The sequence below is a fragment of the Nocardia gipuzkoensis genome, assembly GCF_021183645.1.
Taxonomy (GTDB): Bacteria; Actinomycetota; Actinomycetes; order Mycobacteriales; family Mycobacteriaceae; genus Nocardia; species Nocardia abscessus.
Window position 1 is genome coordinate 5,263,127 of the sequence record NZ_CP089225.1, and the last position, 25,454, is coordinate 5,288,580.

Annotated in this window: 24 protein-coding genes, 1 tRNA gene and 1 pseudogene; 17 read left to right on the plus strand and 9 right to left on the minus strand. The window is 69.3% G+C overall.

From position 1 onward, the window contains the following. Window positions 1–20 precede the first annotated feature (20 nt). Both LTT66_RS23875 and LTT66_RS23880 read right to left on the minus strand, forming a co-directional pair. Window positions 21–515 carry a DUF3830 family protein gene (locus LTT66_RS23875; protein WP_043694952.1) on the minus strand — a complete coding sequence of 165 codons (495 nt, stop codon included), beginning with the start codon at window positions 513–515 and terminating at the stop codon, window positions 21–23. A 66-nt stretch (window positions 516–581) separates the two neighbouring features. Beyond that, complete coding sequence (locus tag LTT66_RS23880; RefSeq protein WP_233060745.1) at window positions 582–1,823, minus strand: aspartate aminotransferase family protein; 1,242 nt, start codon at window positions 1,821–1,823, stop codon at window positions 582–584. Between the two features lie 132 nt (window positions 1,824–1,955). Here LTT66_RS23880 and LTT66_RS23885 point away from each other — a divergent pair, with 132 nt between their 5' ends. Then, entirely contained in the window at window positions 1,956–3,428 is a 1,473-nt protein-coding gene (locus LTT66_RS23885) for an NAD-dependent succinate-semialdehyde dehydrogenase (protein WP_233060746.1), read from the plus strand. Between the two features lie 10 nt (window positions 3,429–3,438). Continuing rightward, entirely contained in the window at window positions 3,439–4,518 is a 1,080-nt protein-coding gene (locus tag LTT66_RS23890) for a tartrate dehydrogenase (protein ID WP_233060747.1), read from the plus strand. Between the two features lie 300 nt (window positions 4,519–4,818). Here LTT66_RS23890 and LTT66_RS23895 read toward each other — a convergent pair whose 3' ends face one another. The 4 genes from LTT66_RS23895 to LTT66_RS23910 all read right to left on the minus strand — a co-directional run bounded on the left by LTT66_RS23895 (window position 4,819) and on the right by LTT66_RS23910 (window position 7,786). Next, window positions 4,819–5,487 (minus strand): metal-dependent transcriptional regulator, encoded by a 669-nt coding sequence (locus LTT66_RS23895; RefSeq protein WP_181720556.1) that lies wholly within the window; start codon window positions 5,485–5,487, stop codon window positions 4,819–4,821. 238 nt (window positions 5,488–5,725) lie between these two features. After that, the gene (locus LTT66_RS23900; protein WP_233060748.1) at window positions 5,726–6,145 is read right to left on the minus strand and encodes a hypothetical protein; all 420 of its coding nucleotides are present in this window, start codon (window positions 6,143–6,145) and stop codon (window positions 5,726–5,728) included. Then, window positions 6,142–7,329 carry an aminotransferase-like domain-containing protein gene (locus LTT66_RS23905; RefSeq protein WP_233060749.1) on the minus strand — a complete coding sequence of 396 codons (1,188 nt, stop codon included), beginning with the start codon at window positions 7,327–7,329 and terminating at the stop codon, window positions 6,142–6,144. The genes LTT66_RS23900 and LTT66_RS23905 overlap by 4 nt, the downstream gene beginning before the upstream one ends. 1 nt (window position 7,330) lies before the next feature. Continuing rightward, complete coding sequence (locus LTT66_RS23910) at window positions 7,331–7,786, minus strand: cupin domain-containing protein (RefSeq protein WP_233060750.1); 456 nt, start codon at window positions 7,784–7,786, stop codon at window positions 7,331–7,333. Window positions 7,787–8,247: 461 nt separating this feature from the next. On the opposite strand from LTT66_RS23910, the gene LTT66_RS23915 reads away from it, so the two are divergent. Next, window positions 8,248–9,219 (plus strand): bifunctional riboflavin kinase/FAD synthetase, encoded by a 972-nt coding sequence (locus LTT66_RS23915; protein ID WP_233060751.1) that lies wholly within the window; start codon window positions 8,248–8,250, stop codon window positions 9,217–9,219. A gap of 3 nt (window positions 9,220–9,222) precedes the next feature. Here LTT66_RS23915 and LTT66_RS23920 read toward each other — a convergent pair whose 3' ends face one another. Next, entirely contained in the window at window positions 9,223–10,041 is an 819-nt protein-coding gene (locus LTT66_RS23920) for an alpha/beta fold hydrolase (protein ID WP_233060752.1), read from the minus strand. A gap of 260 nt (window positions 10,042–10,301) precedes the next feature. Here LTT66_RS23920 and rpsO point away from each other — a divergent pair, with 260 nt between their 5' ends. From rpsO to LTT66_RS23940, 4 genes are all read left to right on the plus strand, one after another. Continuing rightward, window positions 10,302–10,571, plus strand: a complete 270-nt coding sequence (gene rpsO, locus LTT66_RS23925; RefSeq protein WP_039799352.1) for a 30S ribosomal protein S15 — start codon at window positions 10,302–10,304, stop codon at window positions 10,569–10,571. 838 nt (window positions 10,572–11,409) lie between these two features. Continuing rightward, window positions 11,410–13,698: a polyribonucleotide nucleotidyltransferase gene (locus tag LTT66_RS23930; protein WP_233060753.1), complete on the plus strand. Its 2,289-nt coding sequence runs from the start codon at window positions 11,410–11,412 to the stop codon at window positions 13,696–13,698. A gap of 74 nt (window positions 13,699–13,772) precedes the next feature. After that, window positions 13,773–15,077 carry a M16 family metallopeptidase gene (locus LTT66_RS23935; protein WP_233069374.1) on the plus strand — a complete coding sequence of 435 codons (1,305 nt, stop codon included), beginning with the start codon at window positions 13,773–13,775 and terminating at the stop codon, window positions 15,075–15,077. A gap of 144 nt (window positions 15,078–15,221) precedes the next feature. Continuing rightward, window positions 15,222–15,644, plus strand: coding sequence for a hypothetical protein (locus LTT66_RS23940; RefSeq protein ID WP_233060754.1), 423 nt, complete (start codon window positions 15,222–15,224; stop codon window positions 15,642–15,644). A 21-nt stretch (window positions 15,645–15,665) separates the two neighbouring features. Here LTT66_RS23940 and LTT66_RS23945 read toward each other — a convergent pair whose 3' ends face one another. Continuing rightward, window positions 15,666–15,995 carry an ArsR/SmtB family transcription factor gene (locus LTT66_RS23945; protein WP_181720498.1) on the minus strand — a complete coding sequence of 110 codons (330 nt, stop codon included), beginning with the start codon at window positions 15,993–15,995 and terminating at the stop codon, window positions 15,666–15,668. Between the two features lie 93 nt (window positions 15,996–16,088). Between LTT66_RS23945 and LTT66_RS23950 the strand changes: the two genes are divergently transcribed. The 9 genes and pseudogenes from LTT66_RS23950 (at window position 16,089) to LTT66_RS23990 (ending at window position 23,893) form a co-directional block, all read left to right on the plus strand. Then, complete coding sequence (locus LTT66_RS23950) at window positions 16,089–17,291, plus strand: MFS transporter (protein ID WP_228819487.1); 1,203 nt, start codon at window positions 16,089–16,091, stop codon at window positions 17,289–17,291. A gap of 71 nt (window positions 17,292–17,362) precedes the next feature. Beyond that, window positions 17,363–17,438, plus strand: a tRNA-Gly gene (locus tag LTT66_RS23955). A 508-nt stretch (window positions 17,439–17,946) separates the two neighbouring features. Then, the gene (locus tag LTT66_RS23960; protein ID WP_233060755.1) at window positions 17,947–18,162 is read left to right on the plus strand and encodes a hypothetical protein; all 216 of its coding nucleotides are present in this window, start codon (window positions 17,947–17,949) and stop codon (window positions 18,160–18,162) included. A gap of 500 nt (window positions 18,163–18,662) precedes the next feature. Continuing rightward, window positions 18,663–18,848 (plus strand): annotated as a pseudogene (locus tag LTT66_RS23965) (glycosyltransferase family 1 protein); the annotation flags it as partial. 221 nt (window positions 18,849–19,069) lie between these two features. Further along, window positions 19,070–20,092, plus strand: a complete 1,023-nt coding sequence (locus LTT66_RS23970; protein WP_233060756.1) for a glycosyltransferase — start codon at window positions 19,070–19,072, stop codon at window positions 20,090–20,092. Window positions 20,093–20,129: 37 nt separating this feature from the next. After that, window positions 20,130–21,131 carry a PfkB family carbohydrate kinase gene (locus LTT66_RS23975; protein WP_233060757.1) on the plus strand — a complete coding sequence of 334 codons (1,002 nt, stop codon included), beginning with the start codon at window positions 20,130–20,132 and terminating at the stop codon, window positions 21,129–21,131. Between the two features lie 442 nt (window positions 21,132–21,573). Next, entirely contained in the window at window positions 21,574–22,251 is a 678-nt protein-coding gene (locus LTT66_RS23980; RefSeq protein ID WP_408638669.1) for a PAS and ANTAR domain-containing protein, read from the plus strand. Between the two features lie 308 nt (window positions 22,252–22,559). Then, on the plus strand, window positions 22,560–22,910 hold the full coding sequence (locus LTT66_RS23985) for a hypothetical protein (RefSeq protein WP_233060758.1): 351 nt from the start codon (window positions 22,560–22,562) through the stop codon (window positions 22,908–22,910). 161 nt (window positions 22,911–23,071) lie between these two features. Continuing rightward, the gene (locus LTT66_RS23990; protein ID WP_233060759.1) at window positions 23,072–23,893 is read left to right on the plus strand and encodes an RNA polymerase sigma factor SigF; all 822 of its coding nucleotides are present in this window, start codon (window positions 23,072–23,074) and stop codon (window positions 23,891–23,893) included. Window positions 23,894–23,955: 62 nt separating this feature from the next. Here the strand turns inward: LTT66_RS23990 and LTT66_RS23995 are convergent, their stop codons facing one another. Next, window positions 23,956–24,879, minus strand: coding sequence for a helix-turn-helix transcriptional regulator (locus LTT66_RS23995; protein ID WP_332909634.1), 924 nt, complete (start codon window positions 24,877–24,879; stop codon window positions 23,956–23,958). A gap of 402 nt (window positions 24,880–25,281) precedes the next feature. On the opposite strand from LTT66_RS23995, the gene LTT66_RS24000 reads away from it, so the two are divergent. Then, window positions 25,282–25,431, plus strand: coding sequence for a hypothetical protein (locus tag LTT66_RS24000; RefSeq protein WP_157229763.1), 150 nt, complete (start codon window positions 25,282–25,284; stop codon window positions 25,429–25,431). Window positions 25,432–25,454: the final 23 nt, after the last annotated feature.

Genomic DNA, 25,454 nt, shown 5'->3' on the forward strand with positions numbered 1-25,454 from the left:
GGGCCATCGTTCGCCGGGCGTCAGGCGCGGGCGAAGGCGAGTGTCTCACCCTGCACGCCGTGCAGCCACAGTGTGTTACACGCCGCGGCCATCTCGGCGAGTCCTTCTTCGATCGTGGCGAAAACATTGCCCGGCACCCAGCCGAGGTCGCCGTTGATCAGCAAATTGTTGCGGCCGTAGAACAGCGCCAGATCGGTGGCGCCGCGCTCGTGCTCGGCCGCGGAGCCGGGCTCGTAGCCGTAAGCCGGATTGCCGATCTCCCACGGCTCGAAATCGAACAGGCAGACGTCGCCGGGGATCGGGGTGACCGTCGGATTCTCCCGATGCGGGGCCGCGCCGATCCGGGGGAGCAGGGTGTAGACCTCGTTGCGGGCGTACTTGGCGTGGAAGGCGTCGCCTTCTTGGGGCAGGGCGTTCCACACCGCCGCGCAGGTGCGCGGAGCCTCCTCGTCCAGCAGACGGGCGCGGCAGGTCACGGCGGCTTTGGTGAGCGTGATGGTGATGTAGCGGGCCATGCGGTCCTGCTTCCTGATCGGTGCGCCGGGCGGGCCCGGCGGGTGGACGGACGGTGTTCGCGGGCGCTACAGCTCGGCGAGCACCTCGGACCAGATCGCCAGAGCATCCTCGATCTGAGTATCGGTCACGATCAGCGGTGGAATCATCCGGACCACGTTCATGTGCGCGCCGCAGGTCAGCAGCAGCAGTCCCTTGTCCACCGCGGCGCGCTGGGCGGCCGCGGCGGTGGCCGGATCGGGTTCGCCGGTGGCCGTGGTGAACTCGGCACCCGCGAGCAGACCGAGGCCGCGAACGTCACCGATCGCCTTGATGGCACTGTCGCGCAGACCGCGCAGCAGCTGTGCGCCGCGGGCGGCCGCGTTGTCCACCAGCCCTTCGGATTCGATGACGTCGAGCGTGGCGATGGCCGCCGCGCACGCCACCGCGTTGCCGCCGTAGGTGCCGCCTTGGGAGCCGGGCCACGCCCGCGACATCAGCTCGCGCGAGGCGGCGATGCCCGACAGCGGGAACCCGCTGGCCAGGCCCTTCGCGATGGTGATCACGTCGGGCCGCACGCCGAAGTGCTGATGGCCGAAGAACTTTCCGGTGCGCCCGAAGCCGGTCTGGATCTCGTCGAAGACCAGCAGGATGCCGTGCCGGTCCGCGCGTTCGCGCAGCCCGCGGAAGAACTCGGTGTTGCCCGGGACGTAGCCGCCCTCACCGAGTACCGGCTCCACGATGAACGCGGCGGTCTCGGCGGGCGAGGTGAGCGTGGCGAACAGGTAGTCGAGTTCGCGCAGCGCGAAGGCGGTGGCTTCCGATTCGCTCCATCCGTACCGGTACGCGGCGGGGAACGGTGCGACGTGCACCCCCGACATCAGCGGGCTGAACCCGGCGGAGAACCGGGTGCCGGAGGTCGTCATGGTGGCGGCGGCCACGGTGCGGCCGTGGAAGCCGCCGTGGAAGACGACGACGTTCGGCCGCCCGGTGGCCTGGCGGACCAGCCGAAGCGCGGCCTCGATCGCCTCGCTGCCGGAGTTGGCGAAGAACAGCGCGTCCAGCCCCTCGGGCAGCACCGCGCCGAGCCGTTCGGTCAGCTCCAGCAGCGGCCGGTGCAGCACGGTCGTGTATTGGCCGTGGATCAGCGTCGCGACCTGCGCCTGCGCCGCCGCCACCACGTGCGGGTGGCAGTGACCGGTGCTGGTGACGCCGATACCGGCGGTGAAGTCCAGATACCGGCGGCCGTCGGTGCCGTAGAGATAGCACCCCGCGCCGTGGTCGACGGTCACCGGAGTGGCCTGTTTCAGGATGGGCGAGAGCTCGGTCATGGTGGTTCGCCTCCCGGAGCGCGGGTGGATGCGGGGCTGTCTATTGTCGGATTGTTGACAATATGCATAACATGGCGGCACGGGTCGCAGCAATGGCCGAACGCTGCGCGGTGACGAAAGGAGCCACCGACCATGCTCACCGAAAGCGCCCTCAGCGCAGCCGAGCGCGCGGCGATCGATACGGTGCCGCGCGGGCTGTTCATCGAGGGGCAGTGGCGTGCGACCGCGCGGACGCTGCCGGTTCTCGATCCGGCGACCGGTGCACCGCTGTGCGCGGTCGCCGACGCGGACCCGGCCGACGGGCTCGCCGCGCTGGACGCGGCCTGCGCGGCGCAACCGAGCTGGGCGGCCACGCCGCCACGGGAACGCAGTGATCTGCTGATGCGCGTGCATCGCGTGCTGCTGGCCGAGACCGACCGGCTCGGGCTGATCGCGACGCTCGAGATGGGCAAGCCGCTGGCCGAGGCGCGCGGCGAGATCGCCTACGCCGCGGAGTTCTTCCGCTGGTTCGCCGAGGAAGCCGTGCGCCTGGACGGCGGATACATGCCCGCGCCGACCGGTGGCTCCCGCTTTCTGGTGGCCCGGCAGCCGGTCGGCCCGAGCTTGCTCATCACGCCCTGGAACTTCCCCGTGGCCATGGGGGCGCGCAAGATCGCGCCCGCGCTCGCCGCCGGCTGCACCTGCGTGGTGAAACCCGCCGAGCAGACGCCCCTTTCGATGCTGGCGCTGGCCGAGGTGATGGCGGGCGCCGGGCTGCCCGCCGGGGTGGTCAACGTCATCACGACGGCAGACCCCGCCGCGGTGATGACGCCGTTGATCCTGGACGCCCGTTCCCGCAAGCTGTCGTTCACGGGCTCGACGGCGGTCGGCAAGCAGTTGCTCGCGCAATGCGCGCAGACGGTGATGCGCACCTCGATGGAACTCGGCGGCAACGCGCCGCTGCTGGTCTTCGACGACGCCGACCTGGACGAGGCGATCGAGGGCGCGTTGGCGGCGAAGATGCGCAATATCGGTCAGGCGTGCACCGCCGCCAACCGCATCCTCGTGCAGCGCGGCGTCGCCGCGGAGTTCGCCCGCAGGCTCGCCGACCGGATGGCGGCCCTGCCGATGGGCCGGGGCACCGAACCGGACGTCGTGGTCGGGCCGCTGATCGACGGCGAGGCCGTCGCCAAGGTCCAGCGCCTGGTCGATGACGCTCGCGCCCGCGGCGCCACGGTGCTCACCGGCGGGACCGCGCAGGCCGGGCCCGGCACGTTCTATCCCGCGACCGTCCTGGCCGACGTCCCTGATGACGCCGAGCTGTGCCACACCGAGATCTTCGGACCGGTCGCCGCGATCGGCGTCTTCGACACCGAGGACGAAGCGGTGAGCCGGGCCAACGACACCCCCTACGGGCTGGTGAGCTACGTGTTCACCGAGAACCTCCGGCGCGGACTGCGGGTGTGCGAGGCGCTGGAGACCGGCATGGTGGGACTCAACCAGGGCGTGGTGTCGAACCCGGCCGCACCGTTCGGCGGTGTCAAGGAGTCGGGGCTCGGACGCGAGGGCGGGCTCACCGGGATCGACGAGTTCCTGGAGACCAAGTACATCGGAGTGCGACTGTGAAGGAGTGCCAGTGAGGGAGTACCGCATCGCCACCATCCCGGGTGACGGGATCGGAGTCGACGTCACCGCGGCGGCGGTGCGCGTGCTCGACGCCGTGCTGCCGGGCGTTGAATGGACCGAATTCGACTGGTCCTGCGAGAACTACCTGCGCACGGGAGCGATGATGCCGCCCGACGGCGCGGAACGCCTCGCGGACTTCGACGCGATCCTGCTCGGCGCCGTCGGGTTTCCCGGTGTGCCCGATCATGTCTCGCTGTGGGGGCTGCTGATCCCGCTGCGCCGGGCCTTCGGTCAGTACGTCAACCTGCGCCCGGTGCGCCTGCTCCCCGGCACGGAGTCGGCGCTGCGCGACCGGACCGCCGACGACTTGGACATCCTGATCGTGCGGGAGAACTCCGAGGGCGAGTACTCCAGGATCGGCGGCATCCACAACGAGGGCCGCCCCGACGAATTCGTGCTCCAGGAGTCGGTGTTCACCCGCACGGGGTGCGAGCGGATCATCCGCTACGGGTTCGAGCGGGCCGCCGAACGGTCCGGGCGGTTGTGCTCGGCGACCAAATCCAACGGGATCATCCACTCGATGCCGTACTGGGACAGTGTCTTCGAACACGTCGCGGCCGACTACCCGCAGGTGACGACGCGGCAGATGCACGTCGACGCGCTCGCCGCCGAACTCGTGCTGCACCCGGACCGGCTCGACGTGATCGTGGGTTCGAATCTGTTCGGCGACATCCTCTCCGATCTCGCCGCCGCCGTCACCGGCGGGCTCGGTCTGGCGCCGTCGGGCAATATCAATCCCGAGCGCACCGGCCCCTCGATGTTCGAGGCCGTGCACGGCAGCGCCCCCGATATCGCTGGTCAGGGCATCGCGAACCCGGTCGCGCAGATCCTGGCGGGTGCGATGATGCTCGACCATCTCGGCGAGTCCGCCGCGGCCGCCGCGATAGACCGAGCCGTCCGCGACGTGCTCGCCGCGGGTGAGGTCCGCACGCCGGATCTCGGCGGCACGGGCACCACCGATGAACTCGGCGACGCCATCGCCGCCCGGGCGGCCGAGTTGGCCCGCCCCGCCGCGGCGGAACTCGGCTGACCGATGAATTCGGCGACGCCATCGCCGCCCGCGTGGCCGAGTCGGCCGCTCCGCCGCGGAACTCGGCTGACCGATCGCCGAGATCCCGGTTGATGCTCCAGCGCCGTTTCCTCGGCCGCGACGCTGAGGGTGGCGCAGGTGCGGGCCGAGGTCAGGCCGACCTCGGCGCGGTCGACGGGTGTCGGACCGAGTGAACTCGGGCCGGTCGACTCGGGCCGAGGAGGCACCGGCATATCCGGTGGTTCTAAGCATTCCGATTCGGCTGCCCGGTCCGCTCGAACCGCCGAGCGGACCCGCGGCTCAGGCGGTGAGCCAGATGGCCTCGGCGGCGGGGCGGCCGAGGTCGGTGGCGGACTCGGTGGCGCCGATGCGGATGGCGATGGTGCCCGCGAAGTCGCGGCGTTCGACCACGGTGATGACGGTGTCCAAGGCGATGCCGACGGAGTCGAAATAGCGCAGCATGTCGGGATCGGCGTCCGAGATGCGGGCGACCCGGCCGTGCTCACCGGCGTGGAAATCGCTGAGCTGACGCGCGGGCGGGGTGGGCACCGCGCCGTCCACCGAGGGAATCGGGTCGCCGTGCGGGTCGCGATCGGGGTAGCCGAGTTTCGCGTCGATGCGCGCCATCAGCAACTCCGAGACCGCGTGCTCGAGCACCTCCGCCTCGTCGTGCACCTCGTCCCAGCCGTAACCGAGCTCGTTCACCAGGAACGTCTCGATGAGCCGGTGCCTGCGCACCATCGCGATGGCGGCGCGGCGGCCCTCGGGCGTGAGGGTGATCGCCCCGTAGCGAGCGTGCTCGACCAATCCCTGGTCGGCGAGCTTGCGCACCGCTTCGGAGACGGTAGAGGCCGACACGCCGATCCGCTCGGCGAGCAGTTTGGTGGTCACTTTCTCCTGCGACCACTCCTGCGCGGTCCAGATGACCTTCAGGTAGTCCTGGGCGACCGACGAGAGCACAGGCGCGATCGTCGCGGTACCGCCGTGCGGATCGCCCGGAACCGGGGCGTCGGCCAACTCACGTCGAGTGGCGATATCTCGTTTACCGGGCACACACCCGAGCTTAGGCACTGGCGTGCCGATACACACATCCTGCGACTCGCCGTTGGGGCATCGCAAACGAATCGCGATTCGGCGTTGATCCGCGAGCGGGCGGACCGGCGTCCGCTCCGGACGCGGAGCCGTTCGGGCCGTGACCTCGACGTCGTCAGGCGGTGGCGGAGCGGTTCAGCGCAGCGCGATGTGCGGCCGCGCCGTCGAACCGTCTACCGCTCAAGCGTGCTGTGGCCGGGGCGCGGACCGGTGCACCGGACAGCTCGTAGAAGGTCGCCGTAGCGGATCCGGTGAACCGGTCGCCGGTCACTTCCAGGTCGAAGGCGACGATCCCTTTGCGCACGACGGCGGGATCCGTTCGATCGACGGTGAACTCCAGGAACGCGCCGGTGACCCGGCCGCCGTCGGATCGCCAGCTGCCCATGCCGTTGCTGTCACTGGTGGCGCGGTTTCCGTGGTCCGGATTCGATTGCAGCATCGTGCCGCCCGGGTGGAACTGCATCACGTGGTAGCCGAACGGAGCGCCGTCGGCGATGACCTCCCAGGTGCCCAGTACGGGATGCCGCTCGCTCATGCCGCGCCCGCGCAGACCGACGCCAGCAGCGCGACGCCGCGGTCGATGTCCTCGCGCGGCACGTTCGCGAAGCTCAGCCGCATCGTGTTGCGGTGGTCGGCGACGTCCTCGGCGTAGCAGACGCTTCCCGGCAGGAAGGCGACGCCGCGGCGCAGCGCCTCCTCCAGCAGCGCGTCGGCGTCGAAACCGGGCGGGCCCTCGACCCACAGGAACATCCCGCCGTCGGGCACGACCCAGCGGAACCCGGTCGGGAGATGCCGTTGCACGGCGGCGGCCAAGATGTCCAGTTTGGCCGAGTACGCGTCCACGACGTGGGCCAGGTGCTCGGCTCCGGCCGAGCTGCCCAGGAACTCGGCGGCAATCGCCTGGCAGTAGGTCGAGGTCTGCATATCAATGCCTTGCTTCAAGGCGAGCACGGTTTTCAACAGATCCGCGGGCATGACGGTGATACCGACACGGATCGCCGGGGCGAGAGTTTTGGACAGGGAGGTGATGTAAATCGAGTTGTCCGGCGCGAAAGACGCCAGCGCGGGCGGTGGCACGCCGCGGTAGCGCAGGTCGGTGTAGACGTCGTCCTCGACAACCAGCGTGCGGTGGCGGAGGACGATCTCGGCAATTCGTTCGCGCCGCTCGGCGGGCATCGTCCGCCCGGTCGGATTCTGGAACGTCGGAAGCAGGTACACGAATGCGACGTCATATCGGACCAGTGCCTGCTCCAGTGCGTCGGGCAGCATGCCGAAATCGTCGGACGGCACCGCGACGACGGTCGCCGCGTGGCTGCGGAATTCTTTGACCGCGGGGCCGTAGGTCGGCGTTTCCACCAGAACCACGTCCTGTGGGTCGAGCAGCGCCAAACACACGTTGTGCAATGCGCCGGATCCACCCGTCGAGATGTGCAGGTTATCGAGCGAACACCGGATATCGCGATTGCGCAACAGATTCCGGGCCTCGCCCAGGAGCGGGGAGAATCCCTGGGTCATCCCGTACTGGAGCACGGCGCTGCCGTATCTGCCGATGACGGCCTGCGAGAGCGTCGCGACGAGTTCGGTGGGCAACAGGGCCGGATCGGGCGCTCCGACGGCGAACGAGACGACGTCGCGGCGGCCTGCCAGCGCCGCGAAGATGTCGTCGATCGGCCCGCTGGTCACTCCGGCCGCGCCGCGACTGCGCTTGGAAAGGGCCATCTCAGGAACCGACCGGCTGTTGGCCGCGCAGGCGGGCAACGATTTCGGCCACGTCGGCGTCGTATTCCGGAGTCAGCACCACGTCCTCGTTGAACAGGGGGTCGGTCCGCATTTCCACCGCGATCAAGTCCTCCGCCTCGTCCAGGTTCACCGCCACGTGCACGACGCCGTCGGGGATGTAGATGAACTCGCCGGGGCCGTGGAAATACGGAGTCAGTCGCGGGCCGACGAGCGTGACCGCCCGGCCGCGCAGGCAGACGACGACGATCTCGCTGTGCGCGTGATAATGCGCTTTCGACATGGCGCCAGGGGGCATGGTGACCATCCCGGCCGAAATGCCGGTCGCACCACAGGTTTCGGTGGTGACGCAGGGGGTGAGGCGTTGTCGTTGTCGTCCGAAAGTCTCCGCCGCGTCGGACGGTTTGATCACACGAACCTGCTTGACTGCACTTTTCATGGGTACTCCGGACACTTTTCTCGCCGATCGAACTGGACGGTAGACCATTCCCGCTGCTGGCGAGAGACGAGCTTGTGGGAGCGTGGAAAACCGGGGGTGTCTCGGCACTTTCACCAATCCGTCCGGCACGTTTCCGGTGCGCGAAGTTTCCGTCGGCGATGTCGTGAACCCCGACGCCCGCGCACGGAAGCGCACCGTCACGCGGGGGCTCGGCCACTCGGCGGTTAACTCTCGGCAGAGAAAATGCGGCAGCGCCCTGATCCCGCGTCGCTCGGTCGAATCGGCCCGGCGGGCGGACGCGGCGGGCGTTCGCTCCGGACGGGTCACGGGTCGCCCGTCCGGGCGGACGACGCCGTCGCGCCGATCCGGTCCCGGTCGAGGCCTCCCCGCGCGCGGAAGTGTTGTGTGAGATCAGCACGCCCGAATACTGTTCGCCACCTGATTTGCGTAGGCTGCGCACTGTGCAGAGATGGCGAAGTCTCGACGAGGTGCCCGCGGACTGGGGGCGCTGTGTCCTCACGATCGGTGTGTTCGACGGTGTGCACCGCGGCCACGCGCAGTTGATCAGCCGGGCCGTGAAGTCCGCCGCCGCGCGCGGCGTGCCCGCGGTGCTGATGACCTTCGACCCGCACCCGATGGAAGTGGTCCGCCCCGGCTCGCACCCCGCGCAGCTGACCACGCTGACCCGCCGTGCCGAACTGGCCGAGGAACTGGGCGTCGACGTGTTCTGCGTCATGCCCTTCACTCAGGAATTCATGAAGCTGACCCCGGCGCGGTACGTCCACGACCTGCTGGTGGAGCGGTTGCACGTGGTCGAAGTGGTGGTCGGCGACAACTTCACCTTCGGCAAGAAGGCCGCGGGCACGGTCGAGACCATGCGCGAACTCGGCAAGCGATTCGGATTCGAGGTCGACGGCGTGACACTGCTCGCCGAACACGCCGTGACCTTCTCCTCCACCTACATCCGCTCGTGCGTCGACGCGGGCGACATGGCCGCCGCGGCCGAGGCGCTGGGGCGGCCGCACCGGGTCGAAGGCGTCGTCGTGCACGGTGACGGCCGCGGCAAGCAGCTCGGTTTCCCGACCGCGAACGTGGCTCCGCCGATGCACGCCGCGATCCCGGCCGACGGCGTGTACGCGGGATGGTTCACCGTGCTCGGCCCCGGCCCCACCATCGGTACCGTCACCCCGGGTGAGCGGGCCATGGCCGCCATCTCGGTGGGCACCAACCCGACCTTCTCCGGCCGCGCCCGCACGGTCGAGGCGTACGTGCTCGACGGCGAGGCCGATCTGTACGGTCAGCACGTCGCGGTCGACTTCGTCGAGCACATCCGGGGGCAGCGCAAGTTCGAGTCCGTGGACGAGCTGATCGAGTGCATGGGCCGCGACGTGGAGACCGCGCGCAAGATTCTCATCGCCGTCGACGCCGGGTGAGCGTCAGGACTTCATGAAGTCGAGCAGGTCCTGGTTGAGCTGGTCGGCGTGCGTGATGTACAGCCCGTGCCCAGCGGTCGGGTACTCCTTGTAGACGCAGTCGGGAATGAGTTTCGCGGTGCGCCTGCTGCTGGCGTCGATCGGAATGGACTGATCCGGCACCCCGTGCACGACCAGCGCGGGAATCGGCAGATTCCGCAGTGTTTCGCGGTGGTCGGACGGGAAGGTCGACTCCCAGACCGCGATGGTGGACCACGGTGACGCGGACAGGCAGCGGCGGATCTCGTGCTCGATCAGCGCGGGGGACACGTCGTTGCCGAGGTGGGTGGCGAAATATCCCTGGGCGCGATCGGCGAACCACTTGGGCCGGTCGGTGCGCCACTGCGCGATCGACGCCAGGCTCAGCTCGTCCGGAAGCCCCTCGGGGTTGTCCTCGGTCTGCCGCAGGAACGGCAGAGTGGTGGCCAGCAGTGCGATACGCCCCACCCGCTCGGTGCCGTGCCCGGCCAGGTAACGGGCGACCTCCGCGCCGCCCGCCGAGTGAGCGACCAGGGTCAGCTCGCGCAGGTCCAGCCGTTCGATCAGCTCGGCAACGTCGTCGGCGCGAGTGTCCAGGTCGTATCCGGTGGACGGCCGGTCGGAACGGCCGTGTCCGCGCCGATCCAGCAGCACGCAGCGGTAGCCCCGCTCGACGAAGAACGGGACCTGGTACTCCCACATCTCCGCATCCAGCGCCCACCCGGCCAGGAACAGGATCGGCGCTCCGGTTCCGTAGTCTTCGTAGGCCAGGCGAGTGCCGTCGGTCGTCTCCAGGTAAGGCATTCGTTCTCTCCTCGTATTCGGCGGTACGAGAGAAAGATTCGCAGCCGACGTGTGGCGAGTCGATTACCCGGAAGGTAATGCGGGCGCTTCCGTGCGCCGCACGCCCGGTGCCGCAGGCCGTGCCGATCGACCTGCGATTTCGGCAGGAAGAGCCCGGTCCGGTAGGGTGGTCCCTCGGGTTTGCTGCGGTCCGCGGTGGCGCCCGCACCCGGGTAACCGGACATTCGAGCGCGGAACTGAGAAACAGGAGTGGATGCCCCATGGCGTTGACCACCGAGCAGAAGTCGGCGATTCTCGCCGAGTACGGCCTGCACGAGAAGGACACCGGCTCGCCGGAGGCGCAGATCGCGCTGCTGTCCAAGCGGATCGCCGACATCACCGAGCACCTGAAGAAGCACAAGCACGACCACCACACCCGCCACGGTCTGATGGCGCTGATCGGTCGTCGCAAGCGGCTGTCGAAGTACCTGCAGGACAACGACATCAACCGCTACCGTTCGCTGATCGAGCGGCTCGGGCTCAGGCGGTAGTTTTTCCAGCGCCTCCGGCGCTGGGTGTTCGCGGCCCCTTTATGGCTCGCGTCCGAGCGACCGCCGTTTGCGACTTCGTCGCGGACGCGGCGGCCGCTCGGACGCGAGCCGGGCCGCGAACGGACAATGCTCGGTCTCGCTTCGCTCGAAAGACGGGGTGGGGCCGATTCGGTTCCGATTCGGGGGTAGCTTGCGCGCCCGTCATCGGCCGCTGACCTGCGGCGGTCGCGTGGGCGATAGCTCGAGCGCTCGAGTCCGAGTTCCGAAGGCTGCCGGTGAGCCGACGAGGCGTACCGGCCATGGCCACCCGGAGTGCGGTCACGCTGATCGCCGGGTGGGGAAGTGCACGCAGATCAGCAGTAATTTTCACGCATCGTTGTCCCTGGCTTCCGTGCAGGCGGGGGTCTCGGCCGACTCGGCGGGGGTCGGTGTCCGGGGCGCCGGTGACTCGATGCGGGGTGGGGAAGTGGTAACCGGCTGCTCAACACGGGGGTGTCCGAGGCGGTCGCTGGTTCAGCCGATGGGGAGACGTACAATCGCCTCGTTGGCTATTTGTGTATAGGGGTGGATCGCCCCCCTGCGCACGACAACATTGCACAGCCGTATGCACCCGCCCGCGTGGCGTCGGTCTTCGGTAGTGGCCTATCGGCAGCGAGTTGGCGCCGTCGGGCTTCGATCGATGACCGCCTCCGCGTCGCCGTCTCCAAGGGGATTCGGCCGGGTGTGCGCGTCGCAGCCAGGAGGGTTGCCGCGCGTCCGTACCCGGTGCGGCTGACGACAGCCGGATCGCGCCCGACGAGCGCTCGAGCCGGCGAAGACGAGAGGTTGAGAGAGAAGAATGACCGAAACAACTGAACGCAAGAGCTCGGCCGTCGAGGTCGAACCGGGCGTATTCGAATCCGTCGCGCTGATCGACAACGGCAGCTACGGCACCCGCACCGTCCGGTTCGAGACCGGACGCCTCGCCCGGCAGGCCGCCGGTTCGGTCGTCGCCTACCTGGACGACGAGAACATGCTGCTGTCGGCCACCACCGCGGGCAAGCAGCCCAAGGACCAGTTCGACTTCTTCCCGCTGACGGTCGATGTCGAGGAGCGGATGTACGCCGCGGGCCGCATCCCCGGATCGTTCTTCCGCCGTGAGGGCCGTCCCTCCACCGACGCGATCCTGACCTGCCGCCTGATCGACCGGCCGCTGCGTCCGTCGTTCGTCGACGGCCTGCGCAACGAGATCCAGGTCGTGGTCACCGTGCTGAGCCTGGACCCGAACGACCTCTACGACGTGGTGGCGATCAACGCCGCGTCCGCGTCCACCCAGATCGCGGGCCTGCCGTTCTCCGGCCCGGTCGGCGGCGTGCGGGTCGCGCTGATCCCGGACGGGGCTGCGTCGCAATGGGTGGCCTTCCCGACCGTCGAGCAGCTCGAGGGCGCCGTGTTCGACATGGTGGTCGCGGGCCGCGTGGTCGAGTCCGGTGACGTCGCCATCATGATGGTCGAGGCCGAGGCCACCGACAAGGTGATCGAGCTGATCGAGGGTGGCGCGCAGGCGCCGACCGAGACCGTTGTCGCCGAGGGCCTCGAGGCCGCCAAGCCGTTCATCGCCCGCCTGTGCCGCGCGCAGCAGGATCTCGCCGAGCTGGCGTCGAAGCCGACCGAAGAGTTCCCGCTGTTCCCGCCGTACGGCCAGGACGTGTACGAAGCCGTCGAAGGCACCGCCAAGCGCGAGCTGAGCGAGGCGCTGGGCATCGCGGGCAAGCAGGAGCGCGAGGAGAAGATCGACGAGATCAAGCTCGCCGTGCTCGACCGGCTCGGCGACGACTTCGCCGGACGCGAGAAGGAACTGGGCGCCGCGTTCCGCTCGGTCACCAAGAAGCTGGTGCGCCAGCGCATCCTGTCCGACGGCTTCCGTATCGACGGCCGCGGGCTCGCCGATATCCGTGCGCTGTCGGCCGAGGTCGCGGTCGTACCGCGCGCCCACGGCTCGGCGCTGTTCGAGCGGGGCGAGACCCAGATCATGGGCGTCACCACCCTGGACATGGTGAAGATGGCCCAGCAGGTCGACTCGCTCGGCCCGGAGACCAGCAAGCGCTACATGCACCACTACAACTTCCCGCCGTTCTCCACCGGTGAGACGGGGCGAGTCGGTTCGCCCAAGCGCCGCGAGATCGGTCACGGCGCGCTGGCCGAGCGGGCGCTGATCCCGGTGCTGCCCAGCCAGGAGGAGTTCCCATACGCCATCCGGCAGGTCTCGGAGGCGCTGAGCTCCAATGGCTCCACCTCGATGGGCTCGGTGTGTGCCTCCACCCTGTCGCTGCTGAACGCCGGTGTGCCGCTGAAGGCGCCGGTCGCCGGTATCGCGATGGGCCTGGTGTCGGACACCATCACCAACGACAAGGGCGAGGACGAGGTCCGCTACGTCGCGCTGACCGACATCCTCGGCGCCGAGGACGCCTTCGGCGACATGGACTTCAAGGTCGCGGGTACCCGCGAGTTCGTCACCGCGCTGCAGCTGGACACCAAGCTGGACGGCATCCCCTCGCAGGTGCTGGCCGGTGCGCTGAGCCAGGCCCACGACGCGCGCACCACGATCCTGGACGTGATGGCCGAGGCCATCGCCACCCCGGACGAGATGAGCCCGTACGCGCCGCGCGTCACCGCGATCAAGATCCCGGTCGACAAGATCGGTGAGGTGATCGGCCCCAAGGGCAAGGTGATCAACCAGATCACCGAGGACACCGGCGCCAACATCTCCATCGAGGACGACGGCACCGTGTTCGTCGGTGCGACCGACGGCCCGTCCGCGCAGGCCGCGATCGACGCGATCAACGCCATCGCCAACCCGCAGCTGCCGAAGGTCGGCGAGCGCTTCCTGGGCACGGTCGTCAAGACCACCGCCTTCGGCGCGTTCGTCTCCCTGCTGCCGGGTCGCGACGGCTTGGTGCACATCTCCAAGCTGGGTAACGGCAAGCGCGTGGCCAAGGTCGAGGACGTCGTGAACGTCGGCGACAAGCTGCGGGTGGAGATCGCCGACATCGACAACCGCGGCAAGATCTCGCTCGTGCCGGTCGAGGACAACGCCGAGGAGTCCGGCGACGACTCGGCCGATGCGGGCTCGGCCGGGACCGAGTAGTACTTGTCCCTGTGACGAAGAAGAAGACGACAACCCCTTCGCTCAACACCGGGCGAGGGGGTTCGTCACTCGAGCTGCGGGCGGATACGGACAGCGGAGTGCGCCGCACCGTCCTGCCCGGCGGGTTGCGCGTGGTCACCGAGCATCTGCCCGGCGTCCGCTCGGCGTCCGTCGGCGTCTGGGTGGGGGTCGGTTCGCGCGACGAGGGCCCGACCGTCGCGGGCGCCGCGCATTTCCTGGAGCACCTGCTGTTCAAGGCGACGCCGACGCGCTCGGCCCTGGACATCGCCGAGGCGATGGACGCGGTCGGCGGCGAGCTCAACGCGTTCACCGCGAAGGAGCAGACCTGCTACTACGCGCACGTCCTGGACGAGGATCTGCCCCTGGCCGTCGACATGGTCTCCGACGTGGTGCTCAACGGGCTGTGCCGGTCGTCGGACGTGGACGTGGAGCGGCAGGTGGTGCTCGAGGAGATCGCCATGCGCGACGACGACCCCGAGGACCTGGTCGGTGACTCGTTCCTGGCCGCGCTGTTCGGTGACCACCCGATCGGGCGGCCGGTGATCGGCTCCATCGAATCCATCGAGGGAATGCGGGCCGCGCAGCTGCGGTCGTTCCACCTGCGCCGCTACCGGCCGGACCGGATGGTGGTCGCCGTCGCGGGCAACGTGGAGCACGAGCACACCGTGGAATTGGTGCATCGTGCCTTCGAGAACCGGCTCGATCCGGCGGCGGCGCCCGCGCGGCGGCGTGAGGGCCGGTTCCGGCCGAACGGTGCGCCGCAGCTGCAGTGGAGTCATCGCGACAGCGAGCAGGCGCACCTGGCTTTCGGCGTGCGCGCCTTCGGGCGGCACGAGGGGGAGCGGCGCTGGCCGTTGTCGGTGCTGAACACGGTGGTCGGCGGTGGGCTGAGTTCGCGGCTGTTCCAGCGCATCCGGGAAGAGCGCGGGCTGGCGTACTCGGTGTATTCCAGCGTCGACACCTTCGCCGACACTGGGGCGTTCTCGGTCTACATCGGCTGCCAGCCGGAGAACCTGGGCGAGGTGGCGACCTTGGCGCGCGGCGTGCTGGAGGAAGTGGCCGCCGACGGCATCACCGACGCGGAGTGCGCGCGAGCCAAGGGCTCGTTGCGCGGCGGGCTGGTGCTCGGCTTGGAGGACTCCGCCTCGCGCATGAACCGTCTGGGGCGCAGCGAACTCAGCTACGGCAATCATCGCAGCGTGTCGGAGACCCTGGCCCGCATCGACGCCGTCACCACCGACGAGGTGTCCGCCATCGCGCGCACGCTGCTGGCTCGGCCCTTCGCCGCGTCGGTCGCCGGACCCTACAAGCGCACCCGTGACCTGCCCGCCGCGGTACGGCGGCTGGTGCCGAGCTGATCCTCGCCGCGTGACCCGCCCGCGGCTTGGCGGGGAATCCGTCCGCGCGATATCGTTTCGGCCGCCCGGCCGTCGGTCCCGCCGGAGGGCGCTGAACTCGATTGTCCGGGTGTCGGATCCGGCGATCTCTGCCAAGGAGTCGAGATGAACCGAACGAATCGTGCCCTTCGCGTGCTGGGCGCGGTTTCGATGCCGATGCTCGTGCTGTCCGGGTGCGGCGGAACGGACGCGGAGGCGGGCAAGGCGGGGGAGCCGACCGCGGCCGCGCTGCGCGAGGAAGCCACGAAGATGACCGGCGCGCTGGCCGCCCACGACTACGCGGCCGCCTACCAGTTCCGTTCCGCGCGTTGCAGGCTCACGCTGAACCAGGACGACTACGTGGCGTCGATGGCGCAGCTCTACGACGGCAGGGACCTGAAGTCCAAGCCGTCGAAGGTCACCGTCACCACGTCGGGATCGACGGGGACGGTCACGGTCGAGAACTTCGACGCCCGTGCGGCCCAGGACGACCGAAAACCGGCGACCTGGACATTCATCGACGGGCAGTGGCGCTTCGACAACTGCTGAGCGCGCACCCCCGCTGCCGCGTCATTCCCGCCGCGCGCGGTTGGCGGCCGCGATGATCGTCGGCACCAGCCCGGGCAGGGCGGATTCGAGGTCGTCGATGCGCAGGCGCTGGCAGGTGTGCCCGTCGATGACCAGGCGCTCGATGACGCCTGCGTCGCGCAGGATCTTGAAATGGTGGGTGGCGGTCGATTTGTTGATCACTTCGTAGAGCGCGCCGCAGCGGACCGCCGTTCCCGCGTTGCCGAGCCGCCGCACCATCTCCAATCGCACCGGGTCCTGCAGCGCGTTGAGCACCGTGGGCAGCGCGGCCACGGGGGGCGCCTGCTGCTCCGCGCCACGGACATCGGTCATGATCTGGATCACTCCCAGGTTTGATGATCGTCGTACCGGATGTAGGGTCGACTCTAGTTCGATCATCATCAAACTTACCCGATCGGAGTTCCGATGGCAGCGACGATGGCGGTGGCCGTCGAGGAGCAGACCGCGCAGCGCTGGGCTTACGCCCTGGTGCTCGCGGCCACGGGCGTGGCGCTCGGGGTTTCCGGCGTGCCCGCCCCGCTCTACGGCATCTACGAGAAGCAGTGGCATCTCTCGCCGCTCACCACCACCATCGTGTTCGCCGTCTACGCGGTGGCCGCCCTGGGCGCGGTGCTGGTGTCCGGGCGGATTTCCGATGTGGTGGGCCGGAAGCCGGTGCTGCTCGGCGCCTTCGCCACGATGGTCGCCGGGTTGGGGGTATTCGTGCTCGCCGACAGTGTGCCCATGCTGCTGCTGGCGCGAGCGCTGCACGGGATCGCGGTCGGCTCGACCGTGGTCGCCGGGGCTGCCGCGCTGCTGGACCTGCGCCCGCACCGCGGCGCGCGGTCCGGGCAGCTCAGCGGCGTCGCGTTCAATGTGGGGATGGCCGTGGCCATCCTGGGCTCGGCGCTGCTGGCGCAGTACGCGCCGCATCCGCTGCGCACCCCCTACGTCGTGATCACCGTCGTCTGCCTGGCGATCGGTATCGGCGTGCTCGCGCTGCGCGAACCGCACTCCGCCCGGGTGGCCGGACGTATCCGGATCGCGAAACCCGCGGTGCCACAGGAAATCCGCGCCGACTTCTGGTTCTCGGCCATCGGCGTGATGGCGGCCTGGTCGGTGCTCGGCGTGCTGCTGTCGCTGTACCCGTCGCTGGCCGCGCAGCAGACCGGCATCCACAATCTGGTCTTCGGCGGCGCCGTCGTCGCCTCGACGGCGCTGTCGGGCGCCACCGCGCAACTGTTCGCGACCGGCGTACCCGCCCGGTGGGCCGCGATCCTCGGCGACATCGGCATGGCACTGTCGCTGCTGCTGACCGTGCCCGCACTGGCAACGCACCACTGGATCGCGGTGCTCGCAGCGGGTGTTGCCCTCGGGGCGACCTTCGGACTCGGTTTCGGCGGTTCGCTGCGGCACCTGTCGGAGGTTGTGCCGCAGCACAAGCGCGGCGAGACGATGTCCGCGTACTACCTGCTGGCCTACTCGGCGATGGCTCTGCCCACCATCCTGGCCGGCTGGGCCGCCACCACCTGGGGCCTGAGCACCGTGTTCCCCTGGTTCGTCGGCGTCGTCGCCCTTGCCTGCCTGGTCGCGGCCGGACTCGGCCTTCGCCGCAACCGGGCGGCATGAGCCGCGATTGGCTTTTTGCCGCGCGCGTCCGCTAATGTTCTGTGTCGCATCGCGGACGCCGCGATGCGAGTGCGGATGTAGCGCAGCTGGTAGCGCATCACCTTGCCAAGGTGAGGGTCGCGGGTTCGAATCCCGTCATCCGCTCCACGAAACTCCCCGGCCTTCTCTGCCGGAATCACCCTGAACGCGCCCGTCCATGCCGCGCGATGCCTACCAGTTCGGCAGCGCCGTGGTGAGCGCCGAACGCTCGGCGCGAGCGCCGGAGAGAATCCTCGTCCCATGGTCGGCGCCGCATGTCGATCGCAGATTACCCCGGTCAGGCACTTGCCTCATACTCTCTAGAGTGATATAAGAAATCTGTCTGGGTTGACATAGGTTATCTTGATTCAGTGGGCCAGAACGGTGTGAATCGGAGGTGACCACAACCGACTTGTGCCCCAGGGAGTAGCCGCGCTGTGACCTTCCGCGGAAGTGGCCCGCACGTGGCCGGATCCCGGCGGGCACCGCAGATCAATCGGAGATGCGAGGAATGAGAAAGGCAGGTGATGCTCGGACCGATCCAACCGTCACGTCACTCTCTTCCGACGCGGGCCCGGTACCGACGTCCGGGCCCGCGGCTCCCGTATCCGCGACGGCCCGAACCAGAAGGACCACCGTGAACAACTCGATGATTCCCGCCGGTAGCACCGCCGATCACCTCGAACAGCGCTCACCTGCCGACCGCCGCGAGCACACCGGAATCGGCGCCACGGCACTCACGCCGCTCGCCGAACGCATCCGGGAAGCGTTCGACCACGCCGACCGAGCCGACCGGTTCGAACAAGCCATCCTCACCCCGTTACCGGACGACGAGTACCCGCTCGCCTACTGACCCGAACTCGGCCCCACGCTCCCATGACGCCCACAACGCATTCCCCGGTCTGATCGCGGAGCCTTCGCGCGCACCGCGACACTCTCTTCCCCGCCAGGGGTCCGAATGGATCCAGATCGGATCCGTCGCGGATCAGACCATTACCGTCCACTCCTCGCTGCTGCGCGCGTCCCGGCCGCAAATCTGCGGCAGCGGCATGGCGGCACGGCACCGTCGCTTTCACCACTACCATCACCGACCGCGGCCCCGAAGCGGCGACCGTTCGCCCCTGCGCAGCGCGTCCCTACCCGCCCCGCCGGCAGTCCGCCGAGCGGCGGGCGGAGTTCCGGAGGTCCGGTCGCCGTCCGCTGTGATCGGCGGCCCGGCACCCCCGCGTTTTCGCGATCGATGTTTCGGCGCGGGCGGCCAGGGCATGTCCGCAGGTGGCGGGCTGTCGCGGTACGGCCCGATCGGCTACTGCGCTACTCGATCCAGTCGTCCGCGACGAAACGGAGCCGGCAGTGAAGATCGCCATGGTGTCCGACCATGCCAGCCCGCTGGCCCAGCTCGGTGGGGTCGACGCCGACGGCCGGAACGTGCGCGTGTCCGACCTGTCGGCGGCGATGGCGCGGCGTGGGCACGACGTGACGGTCTACTGCTGGGCCGGTAACCGGCCCGACCTGGTGTACGCCCACTTCTGGATGTCGACGCCCGGCGGTGGCTGTCGCGCCGCCCCAGGTCTCGCGCAGGACGGGGTCGGCGAGCAACGAGCGGACCGCCGCGGCCACCGCCTCCGGCGTGGCGGGCGCGACCGTGCCGCCGGTGATGCCGAAAGGAGCGACGTGAGCCGACGACCGGCAGCGGAACTCGGCGCTGTGCCGACCGTTGGAGAGCCGGTGGTCTGCCCGTCCACCGAAAGCTCTCGTCCGTGACCGACGCCCGCGCCCGGCGCGCGACGGGACGGCGGTTGAACGTGCTCGTCTGGCACGTGCACGGCTCCTGGACGACCTCGTTCGTCCAAGGCGGTCATCGCTATCTGATTCCGTTCGATGCCCGGCTGGGTGCGTGGGCCCGCGGGCGGTGCGGGCGCCCTTGGCCGGACACGGCCGTCGAGGTGGCGCCGGAAGCGCTCGCCGGCGAACCGATCGACGTGGTGGTGGCGCAGCGCCCGCGCGAATTGGATCTGATCGGGGAATGGTCGCGGCGCAGACCCGGCGTCGACCTGCCGGTGCTGTACGTCGAGCACAACACCCCCGACCAGCACGCGGCGCTGACCAGGCATCCGCTCGCGGACCGGCCCGACCTGACTCTGGTCCACGTGACGCACTTCAATCGGCTGATGTGGGACAGCGGCCGTACTCCGGTGACCGTGATTCCGTGCGGCGTGCCGGACCCCGGCTACTCCTACACCGGCGAACTCCCGCGCGCCGCGACGGTCGTCGACGAACCGGTGCTTCGCTGGCGTGTCAACGGCACCGATCTGCTCGTTCCGCTGTCGCGAGCCGCCCCGATCGACGTCTACGGCATCGGCACCGAGAACGTGCACGAAGCGTTGCGCTGCTCGCCCCGGCGGGTGCACGGTGCGGGCGAGCACACCCAGGATCGCCTGCACCGGCAACTGGCGCGGCGGCGCGTCTTCGTGCACACGCCGCGCTGGACTTCGCTCGGACTGCCGGTCCTCGAGGCGATGCATCTGGGCATGCCCGTCGTCGCCGTCGCGGCCGCCGAGGCGCACGCGTCGATCCCGCCCGAAGCCGGCGTGGTCTCGGCCGACCCTGATGTACTCACCCGGACTGTCCGGCACTTTCTGGGCGATCGGATGGCCGCCGAGGTAGCGGGAAAAGCCGCTCGGCAGTGGGCACTGACGCATTTCGGCCTCCACGACTTCGTGCGGCGATGGGACGACCTGCTGGTCGATGCCGTCGCGACGGGTCCGGGCGGGCCCGGATGAGCGGGCGGGTCTCGATCGCACGCCGGGAGGGGCAGTGATGGCAGCGGGCGATCCGCTCGTCGTGATCGGCGACGCGCTGCTCGACATAGACGTCGACGGCCGCGCCGACCGGTGCAGCCCGGAAGCGGCGGCCCCGGTCGTCGACGTCGGGAACCGGACGTTCCGGCCGGGTGGCGCCGCCTTGGCGGCCCGGCTCGCCGCGGCCGACCACCGGGAAGTGGTGCTGATCGCGGGTTTCGCCGCGGACGAGGCGGCCGCGCGACTGCGTTCGCTGCTGGATCGGCACGTGCGGGTCATCGCCCTGCCCCTGCGCGGTTCGACCGTCTGCAAGCAACGGGTGCGAGCGGTCGGGCCGTGGGCGAGCCCGAACGGGCACACCAAGGCCAGGCAGCTCGCGCGGCCCGTCCTGATCACCAGAATGGATTCCGGCACCGGACGAGTCGGCGCGGACCCGCTGCCCGAGGCGGCGCATGCCGTGCTCGCGGCGGCGCACGCCGTACTGGTCTCGGACTACGGCCGCGGTATCGCGGCCCACCCGCAGATCCGTACGCTGCTGCGCGCCCACGCCGCCCACGTCCCGGTCGTCTGGGACCCCCATCCGCGCGGGCCCGTCCCGATTCCCGGCGCGGCTCTGGTCACCCCCAATCGCGCGGAAGCGCTCGATCGGCTGTCCGGCCGGCTCGACGAGGGACCGGATCTGTGGAAGCTCGCCAAAGGGTGGGCGGTAGACGCGATCGCGGTGACCCTCGGATCGGAGGGCGCCCTGGTCTGCCTGCGTGCGTCCGGGAAACGCCTGCGCATCCCGCTCCCCGCCGCGGCGAAAGCAGCCTATGGCTGTGACACCTGCGGTGCGGGAGACAGTTTCGCCGCCGCCGCGGCAGCTCATCTCGGCGCGGGCCGCACACCGGAGAGCGCGGTGCGCCGTGCGGTGATCGCGGCGGCCGAGTTCGTCGGCTCCGGCGCCGCCGCCGCGTTCTCGGAATCCGAATCGGCCCTCGTATCCCGAGCGCCCATCACTTGGGACAGCCGATGGATGTGATCTCCGCGCTCGTGGCCTGCTGATCGGCGTGCCCGCGCTGCGTGCCGCAAACCCGGCAGAGCGGCGGGCGGTGGCCGCGCAAGCGTGGGCGCGACGCCGCCTGCGCGAGCGTCGAACAGTAGGGCAACTGACGGTCTTCTTGTCATCCGTCGCAGCGACATCACCTGTGGGGCAAGCGATCACGCGCGCGCCGGAAACATGAGTCGGCAATGCCGTTCGGCGCCGTCGCAGGGTCCGGCCTGCTCGATCCGAACGCGGATGACATACTGGGTCGGCAAATAACCGGCTGCCGACACGATGCGTGCGTGCGCCGGCCGTTGAGTCAACAGCGGATATTTCGGCCGAACGGGTCCACGGCCGTGCGCTTCCTCGCGAGGGATGGCGCCGGTTCGCGGGCGCACGCGGCCACCAGCCCCTTGTGTTTCGGAGAGGCATCGCATTCATGACTCAGCACACGCAGCCGTGCGCGTCACCCATGACCGCCACCGGCTCGTCGCCTACCGAGCAGCCCGCCGTCGGCAGTTTCCGGTTCTGGTTCGCCACGCGTCGCTGGGAGTGGTCCGCGGAGGTGTACCGCATGCACGGCTACCGGCCGGGCGAGATCGAACCGACGACCCAACTGCTGCTCGCGCACAAACATCCCGACGACCGCACGCACGTCGCCGAGACCATCACGCGCGCCATCGACCACGGCGAGCCTTTCTCCAGTCGGCATCGGTTCATCGACCTGTCCGGCCAGGAACATACCGTGCTCGTCGTCGCCGACCGCATCCTGGACGACACCGGCACCGCCGTCGGTACTTCCGGCTTCTACGTCGATCTCTCCGGCACCCTGGAGGAGGCCCACCGGGCCATGCTCGCCGCGACCCTGCCCGGTCTCTACGAGAACCGCGCGGTGATCGAGCAGGCGAAGGGGGTGCTCATGAACATCTACCAGATCAGCGCCGATCAAGCGTTCCAGGTGCTGCGCTGGCGCTCCCAGGAGACCAACACCAAGCTGCGCGCGCTGGCCCAGCAGTTGATCACCGAACTGCCCTTCGTGCCGCCGCCACCGCCGGACGTGGTCGCCTCGTTCGACCATATCCTGCTCACGGTCCATCTCCGGATACCCCGCGATTGACCACGAGGCGATTTCGTTTTTCGGACCGACGCCCCCCGGATGACTTCGCCTGCCGCGCTGACACCGGCCCGGAGCCCTGAGAGCCTGGGAGTTGCGCGGTCTCGTGCCCGAAACCCTGCCGCCGGAGGTGCGCATGTCAGGTCAGTACGGCGTGGAGACCATCCGGACCGACGACGGCCTTGTTCTGATCACGTATGGTGAATTGGACGCGGCGAACGCCGACGACTGGTTCACGGCGATGGCCGAGGCTGTCGAGAACCACTGTGGCACAACGTCGATCTCTTCGGTCATCGTCGACCTCTGCCGGGGTGAGTTTCCTGTCCTGCGCCGGCGTGCGCGCGGTGTTGCGCCTGGCGGAACGCGGTGCGCGAGGGGACGTCGCCGTCCACATCACCGTGCCGGACGACGGTCCGGTGCCGCGCATCGTGGACGTGCTGGCAGTGCGGCAGAACCTGCCGGTCGTCGTGTGCCGCGTGCCCGGGCCGCACGTCGCCGAGCCGCCCCGCGAGTGCCGCTCACCCGGGGCCGTGCGGCCGAACGACGCGCTCGGGCGGACCAAAGGTGGTCCGGGAAGCAATGCGCGGTCCCCGCGCACGCGGATCATCGACCGCACTGCTCCGGTGGCGGGCCGCAGCCGCGGCGACCTGGAGCCGAGATGAGCCGCGTCGCGAACGAACGTCCACGCCGTCGGCCGTCCACTATACGAACAAACCTGCCCGCCATCGCTTGACATCGTCGTCGGGCGGTACTCGGCGATCGTCGCATCGTTCACCATGTCGTGAGCGTGCCGACCGCAGGTGAAGGCGAATCGAGGAAGCTCATGGCACTGGCGACCACGAAGCACAGGACCGCCGTTCCGCGCCGGGCGCGCCGCGGAACCGACAGCTACGACGGCATCGAACCGTGGCTCGAGCAATTGTGCGGGATGACCGACGACGACCCCGAACGCCCACGGTTGCGGGAAGAGATCGTGCACCGGTGCTTGCCGCTGGCCGAGCACATCGCCCGCCGTTTCGTCGGTCGGGGCGAGAACTATGACGACCTGTACCAGATCGCCTCGGTGGGTTTGGTCCTCGCGGTCGATCGCTTCGACCCGGCTCGTGGGCCGTCGTTCCTGTCGTTCGCGGTCCCGACGATCATGGGCGAGGTGCGCCGCCACTTCCGCGACCACAGCTGGGCCGTGCGGGTGCCGCGCCGGATCAAGGAGATCCAGTTGACCATCGGTCCCGCCGTGGAGAGGCTCTGCCAGCGCCTGGAGCGGATGCCCACCGCCCTGGAGATCGCCGTGGAACTGAACATCGACCTGCTGGAGGTCACGCAGGCGCTGCTGGCGGGCAACGCCTACTCCACCAACTCGATCGACGCCGTCGTCGAGGACGAGGAAACCGGCGGCACGTCGGTCCGGGTCGCCGAGACCTTCGGCGAGGAGGACCCCTCCTACGAACTGACCGAGGAGGCGCTGGCGGTCGCGCCCTTGCTCGCCGAACTGCCCCAGCGGGAGCGGCGGGTGCTGCGCATGCGCTTCTTCGAAGGGCGCACGCAAGCGCAGATCGCCGAGGTGCTCGGGGTCTCCCAGATGCACGTCTCCCGGGTCCTCGCACGGACCATCGCCGACCTTCGGGAGCGCGCCATGCGGGACTGATCGCGGCACCGGACGTCCGGCGGTGTGCCTGGCCGATCGCAGTCCCGGCGCGCCGTACCGGCTCAGTCGTTGAGCGTGGTCAACGGGGTTCGGCCGTACGCCTCGCGGTAGGCGGTCGCGAATCGTCCGGGGTGGCCGAAGCCCCAAGCCGCCGCGATCGAGGTGACCGTGTGACCGTCCTCGGGCGAGCAGTCGCGCAGTTGTTCGTGCGCACCGCGCAGGCGCAGCCGCCGCAGATACGCCATGGGCGTGGTGCCGAGGTGGCGCCGGAACGCCAATTGCAGCGCACGAACGGTGACGTATGCGGCTGCGGCGATGTCGGTGACGGCGATGTCGTCGCGGACGTGGGACTCGAGATACGCCAGCGCGCGCCGCACCGTGTCGGGATGGGCGTCGTTGCGGTCGCTCGCCGTCGGATCGGTGTGGGCTGTGCTGGGCAGGGCGTGCAGCACGCTGGCGGCCAGGTACTGCGCGGCGGTGGAGGTGATCAGGGGTTGCTCGCGTGCGGTGCGATCGGCGGCAAGGTCGCGCATGTGCTCCAGTACCCGGGACAGGTGGCCGGCGGCTGCGGGGGAGACCGGCCGGTGCCCCGTCAGCCGGACCGATTCGAGGTCGTGATCGGGGCTTGTGGCCGCCACTCGGGTGAGCAGAGCCGGGTCGAACATCGTGATGCTGTAGCGGGCGTGGTGGATCACCCCGGAATACGGCAGGTCCGGCGGAGTGAGCAGTCCGACCTCCCCGGGATGGAAGTAGTCGGTGCCGACGTCGCGGTAGTGCTCTTCGATCGTGCCCGACTTCACTCGGCACAGGCATATCTTGCCCAACGGCTGCGCGTCATAGCTCATGTCGAAGTCCAGATCGAGATCGTCGAGGCTGACGGGACCGAGGACGTCCCGGGTGACGCTGGTGCGGACCGGTGTCCCGGTGCTGTTGCCGATCCGCATGGTGGTGTAGTTGCGATTGAGGAATTCTTCGGTGTCATTCAAGCTGTCGCTGCGAAAGGCGAACGATTCCATCGGCGCGGCACTTCTGCTCTTTCGGATACGGCATCCCGCCCAGCATGTCGTAGGTGGTGGCCGAGCGGCTGTGCTCAGCGTTCGGACTGGTCACAACCGTTCGGTGTGCAGGCAGGTGTCAGCACGGTTGGTACCAAACGAGGCAGCGGCGACCGAAATCCCCGACACATCGTGATCATGAGTACCCGGTTGCCTCGGGTTCAATCTCAGGACTCTGTTTCCGCACCGCGGTATCGATCGAGACGAGCAGGTTTTCCGGGTTCGCGACCGGCCGCCGGTGTTTCGTCCTCGCTCGAGCGGCCACCCTGATCAGGAGGGGCGGATCGCCGCCTCTCCCATCGAAGCCGTCCGAGAACGTGACGAGGAGGTCTCATGGCATTGCAGGACACGATCGCGCAACTGCGGCAGGACATCACCACCGCCGAGGACGCGGGCGACGAGACGACCGCCGAGCGTCTGCGCGGCGAACTCGCCGAAGCGATCCGCGCAGCCGACCAGAGCGCCGAAGCCGATCGCCGGTGACGAATCGGCGGCGCGAAGGTCGG

Bases quoted from the DNA above. Each gene is read 5' to 3' on its own strand.
- LTT66_RS23875 (WP_043694952.1), bottom strand. From the start codon at position 515: ATGGCCCGCTACATCACCATCACGCTCACCAAAGCCGCCGTGACCTGC.
- LTT66_RS23880 (WP_233060745.1), bottom strand. From the start codon at position 1,823: ATGACCGAGCTCTCGCCCATCCTGAAACAGGCCACTCCGGTGACCGTC.
- LTT66_RS23885 (WP_233060746.1), top strand. From the start codon at position 1,956: ATGCTCACCGAAAGCGCCCTCAGCGCAGCCGAGCGCGCGGCGATCGAT.
- LTT66_RS23900 (WP_233060748.1), bottom strand. From the start codon at position 6,145: ATGAGCGAGCGGCATCCCGTACTGGGCACCTGGGAGGTCATCGCCGAC.
- LTT66_RS23905 (WP_233060749.1), bottom strand. From the start codon at position 7,329: ATGGCCCTTTCCAAGCGCAGTCGCGGCGCGGCCGGAGTGACCAGCGGG.
- LTT66_RS23910 (WP_233060750.1), bottom strand. From the start codon at position 7,786: ATGAAAAGTGCAGTCAAGCAGGTTCGTGTGATCAAACCGTCCGACGCG.
- LTT66_RS23920 (WP_233060752.1), bottom strand. From the start codon at position 10,041: ATGCCTTACCTGGAGACGACCGACGGCACTCGCCTGGCCTACGAAGAC.
- rpsO (WP_039799352.1), top strand. From the start codon at position 10,302: ATGGCGTTGACCACCGAGCAGAAGTCGGCGATTCTCGCCGAGTACGGC.
- LTT66_RS23930 (WP_233060753.1), top strand. From the start codon at position 11,410: ATGACCGAAACAACTGAACGCAAGAGCTCGGCCGTCGAGGTCGAACCG.
- LTT66_RS23940 (WP_233060754.1), top strand. From the start codon at position 15,222: ATGAACCGAACGAATCGTGCCCTTCGCGTGCTGGGCGCGGTTTCGATG.
- LTT66_RS23945 (WP_181720498.1), bottom strand. From the start codon at position 15,995: ATGACCGATGTCCGTGGCGCGGAGCAGCAGGCGCCCCCCGTGGCCGCG.
- LTT66_RS23950 (WP_228819487.1), top strand. From the start codon at position 16,089: ATGGCAGCGACGATGGCGGTGGCCGTCGAGGAGCAGACCGCGCAGCGC.
- LTT66_RS23975 (WP_233060757.1), top strand. From the start codon at position 20,130: ATGGCAGCGGGCGATCCGCTCGTCGTGATCGGCGACGCGCTGCTCGAC.
- LTT66_RS23980 (WP_408638669.1), top strand. From the start codon at position 21,574: ATGACTCAGCACACGCAGCCGTGCGCGTCACCCATGACCGCCACCGGC.
- LTT66_RS23990 (WP_233060759.1), top strand. From the start codon at position 23,072: ATGGCACTGGCGACCACGAAGCACAGGACCGCCGTTCCGCGCCGGGCG.
- LTT66_RS24000 (WP_157229763.1), top strand. From the start codon at position 25,282: ATGGCATTGCAGGACACGATCGCGCAACTGCGGCAGGACATCACCACC.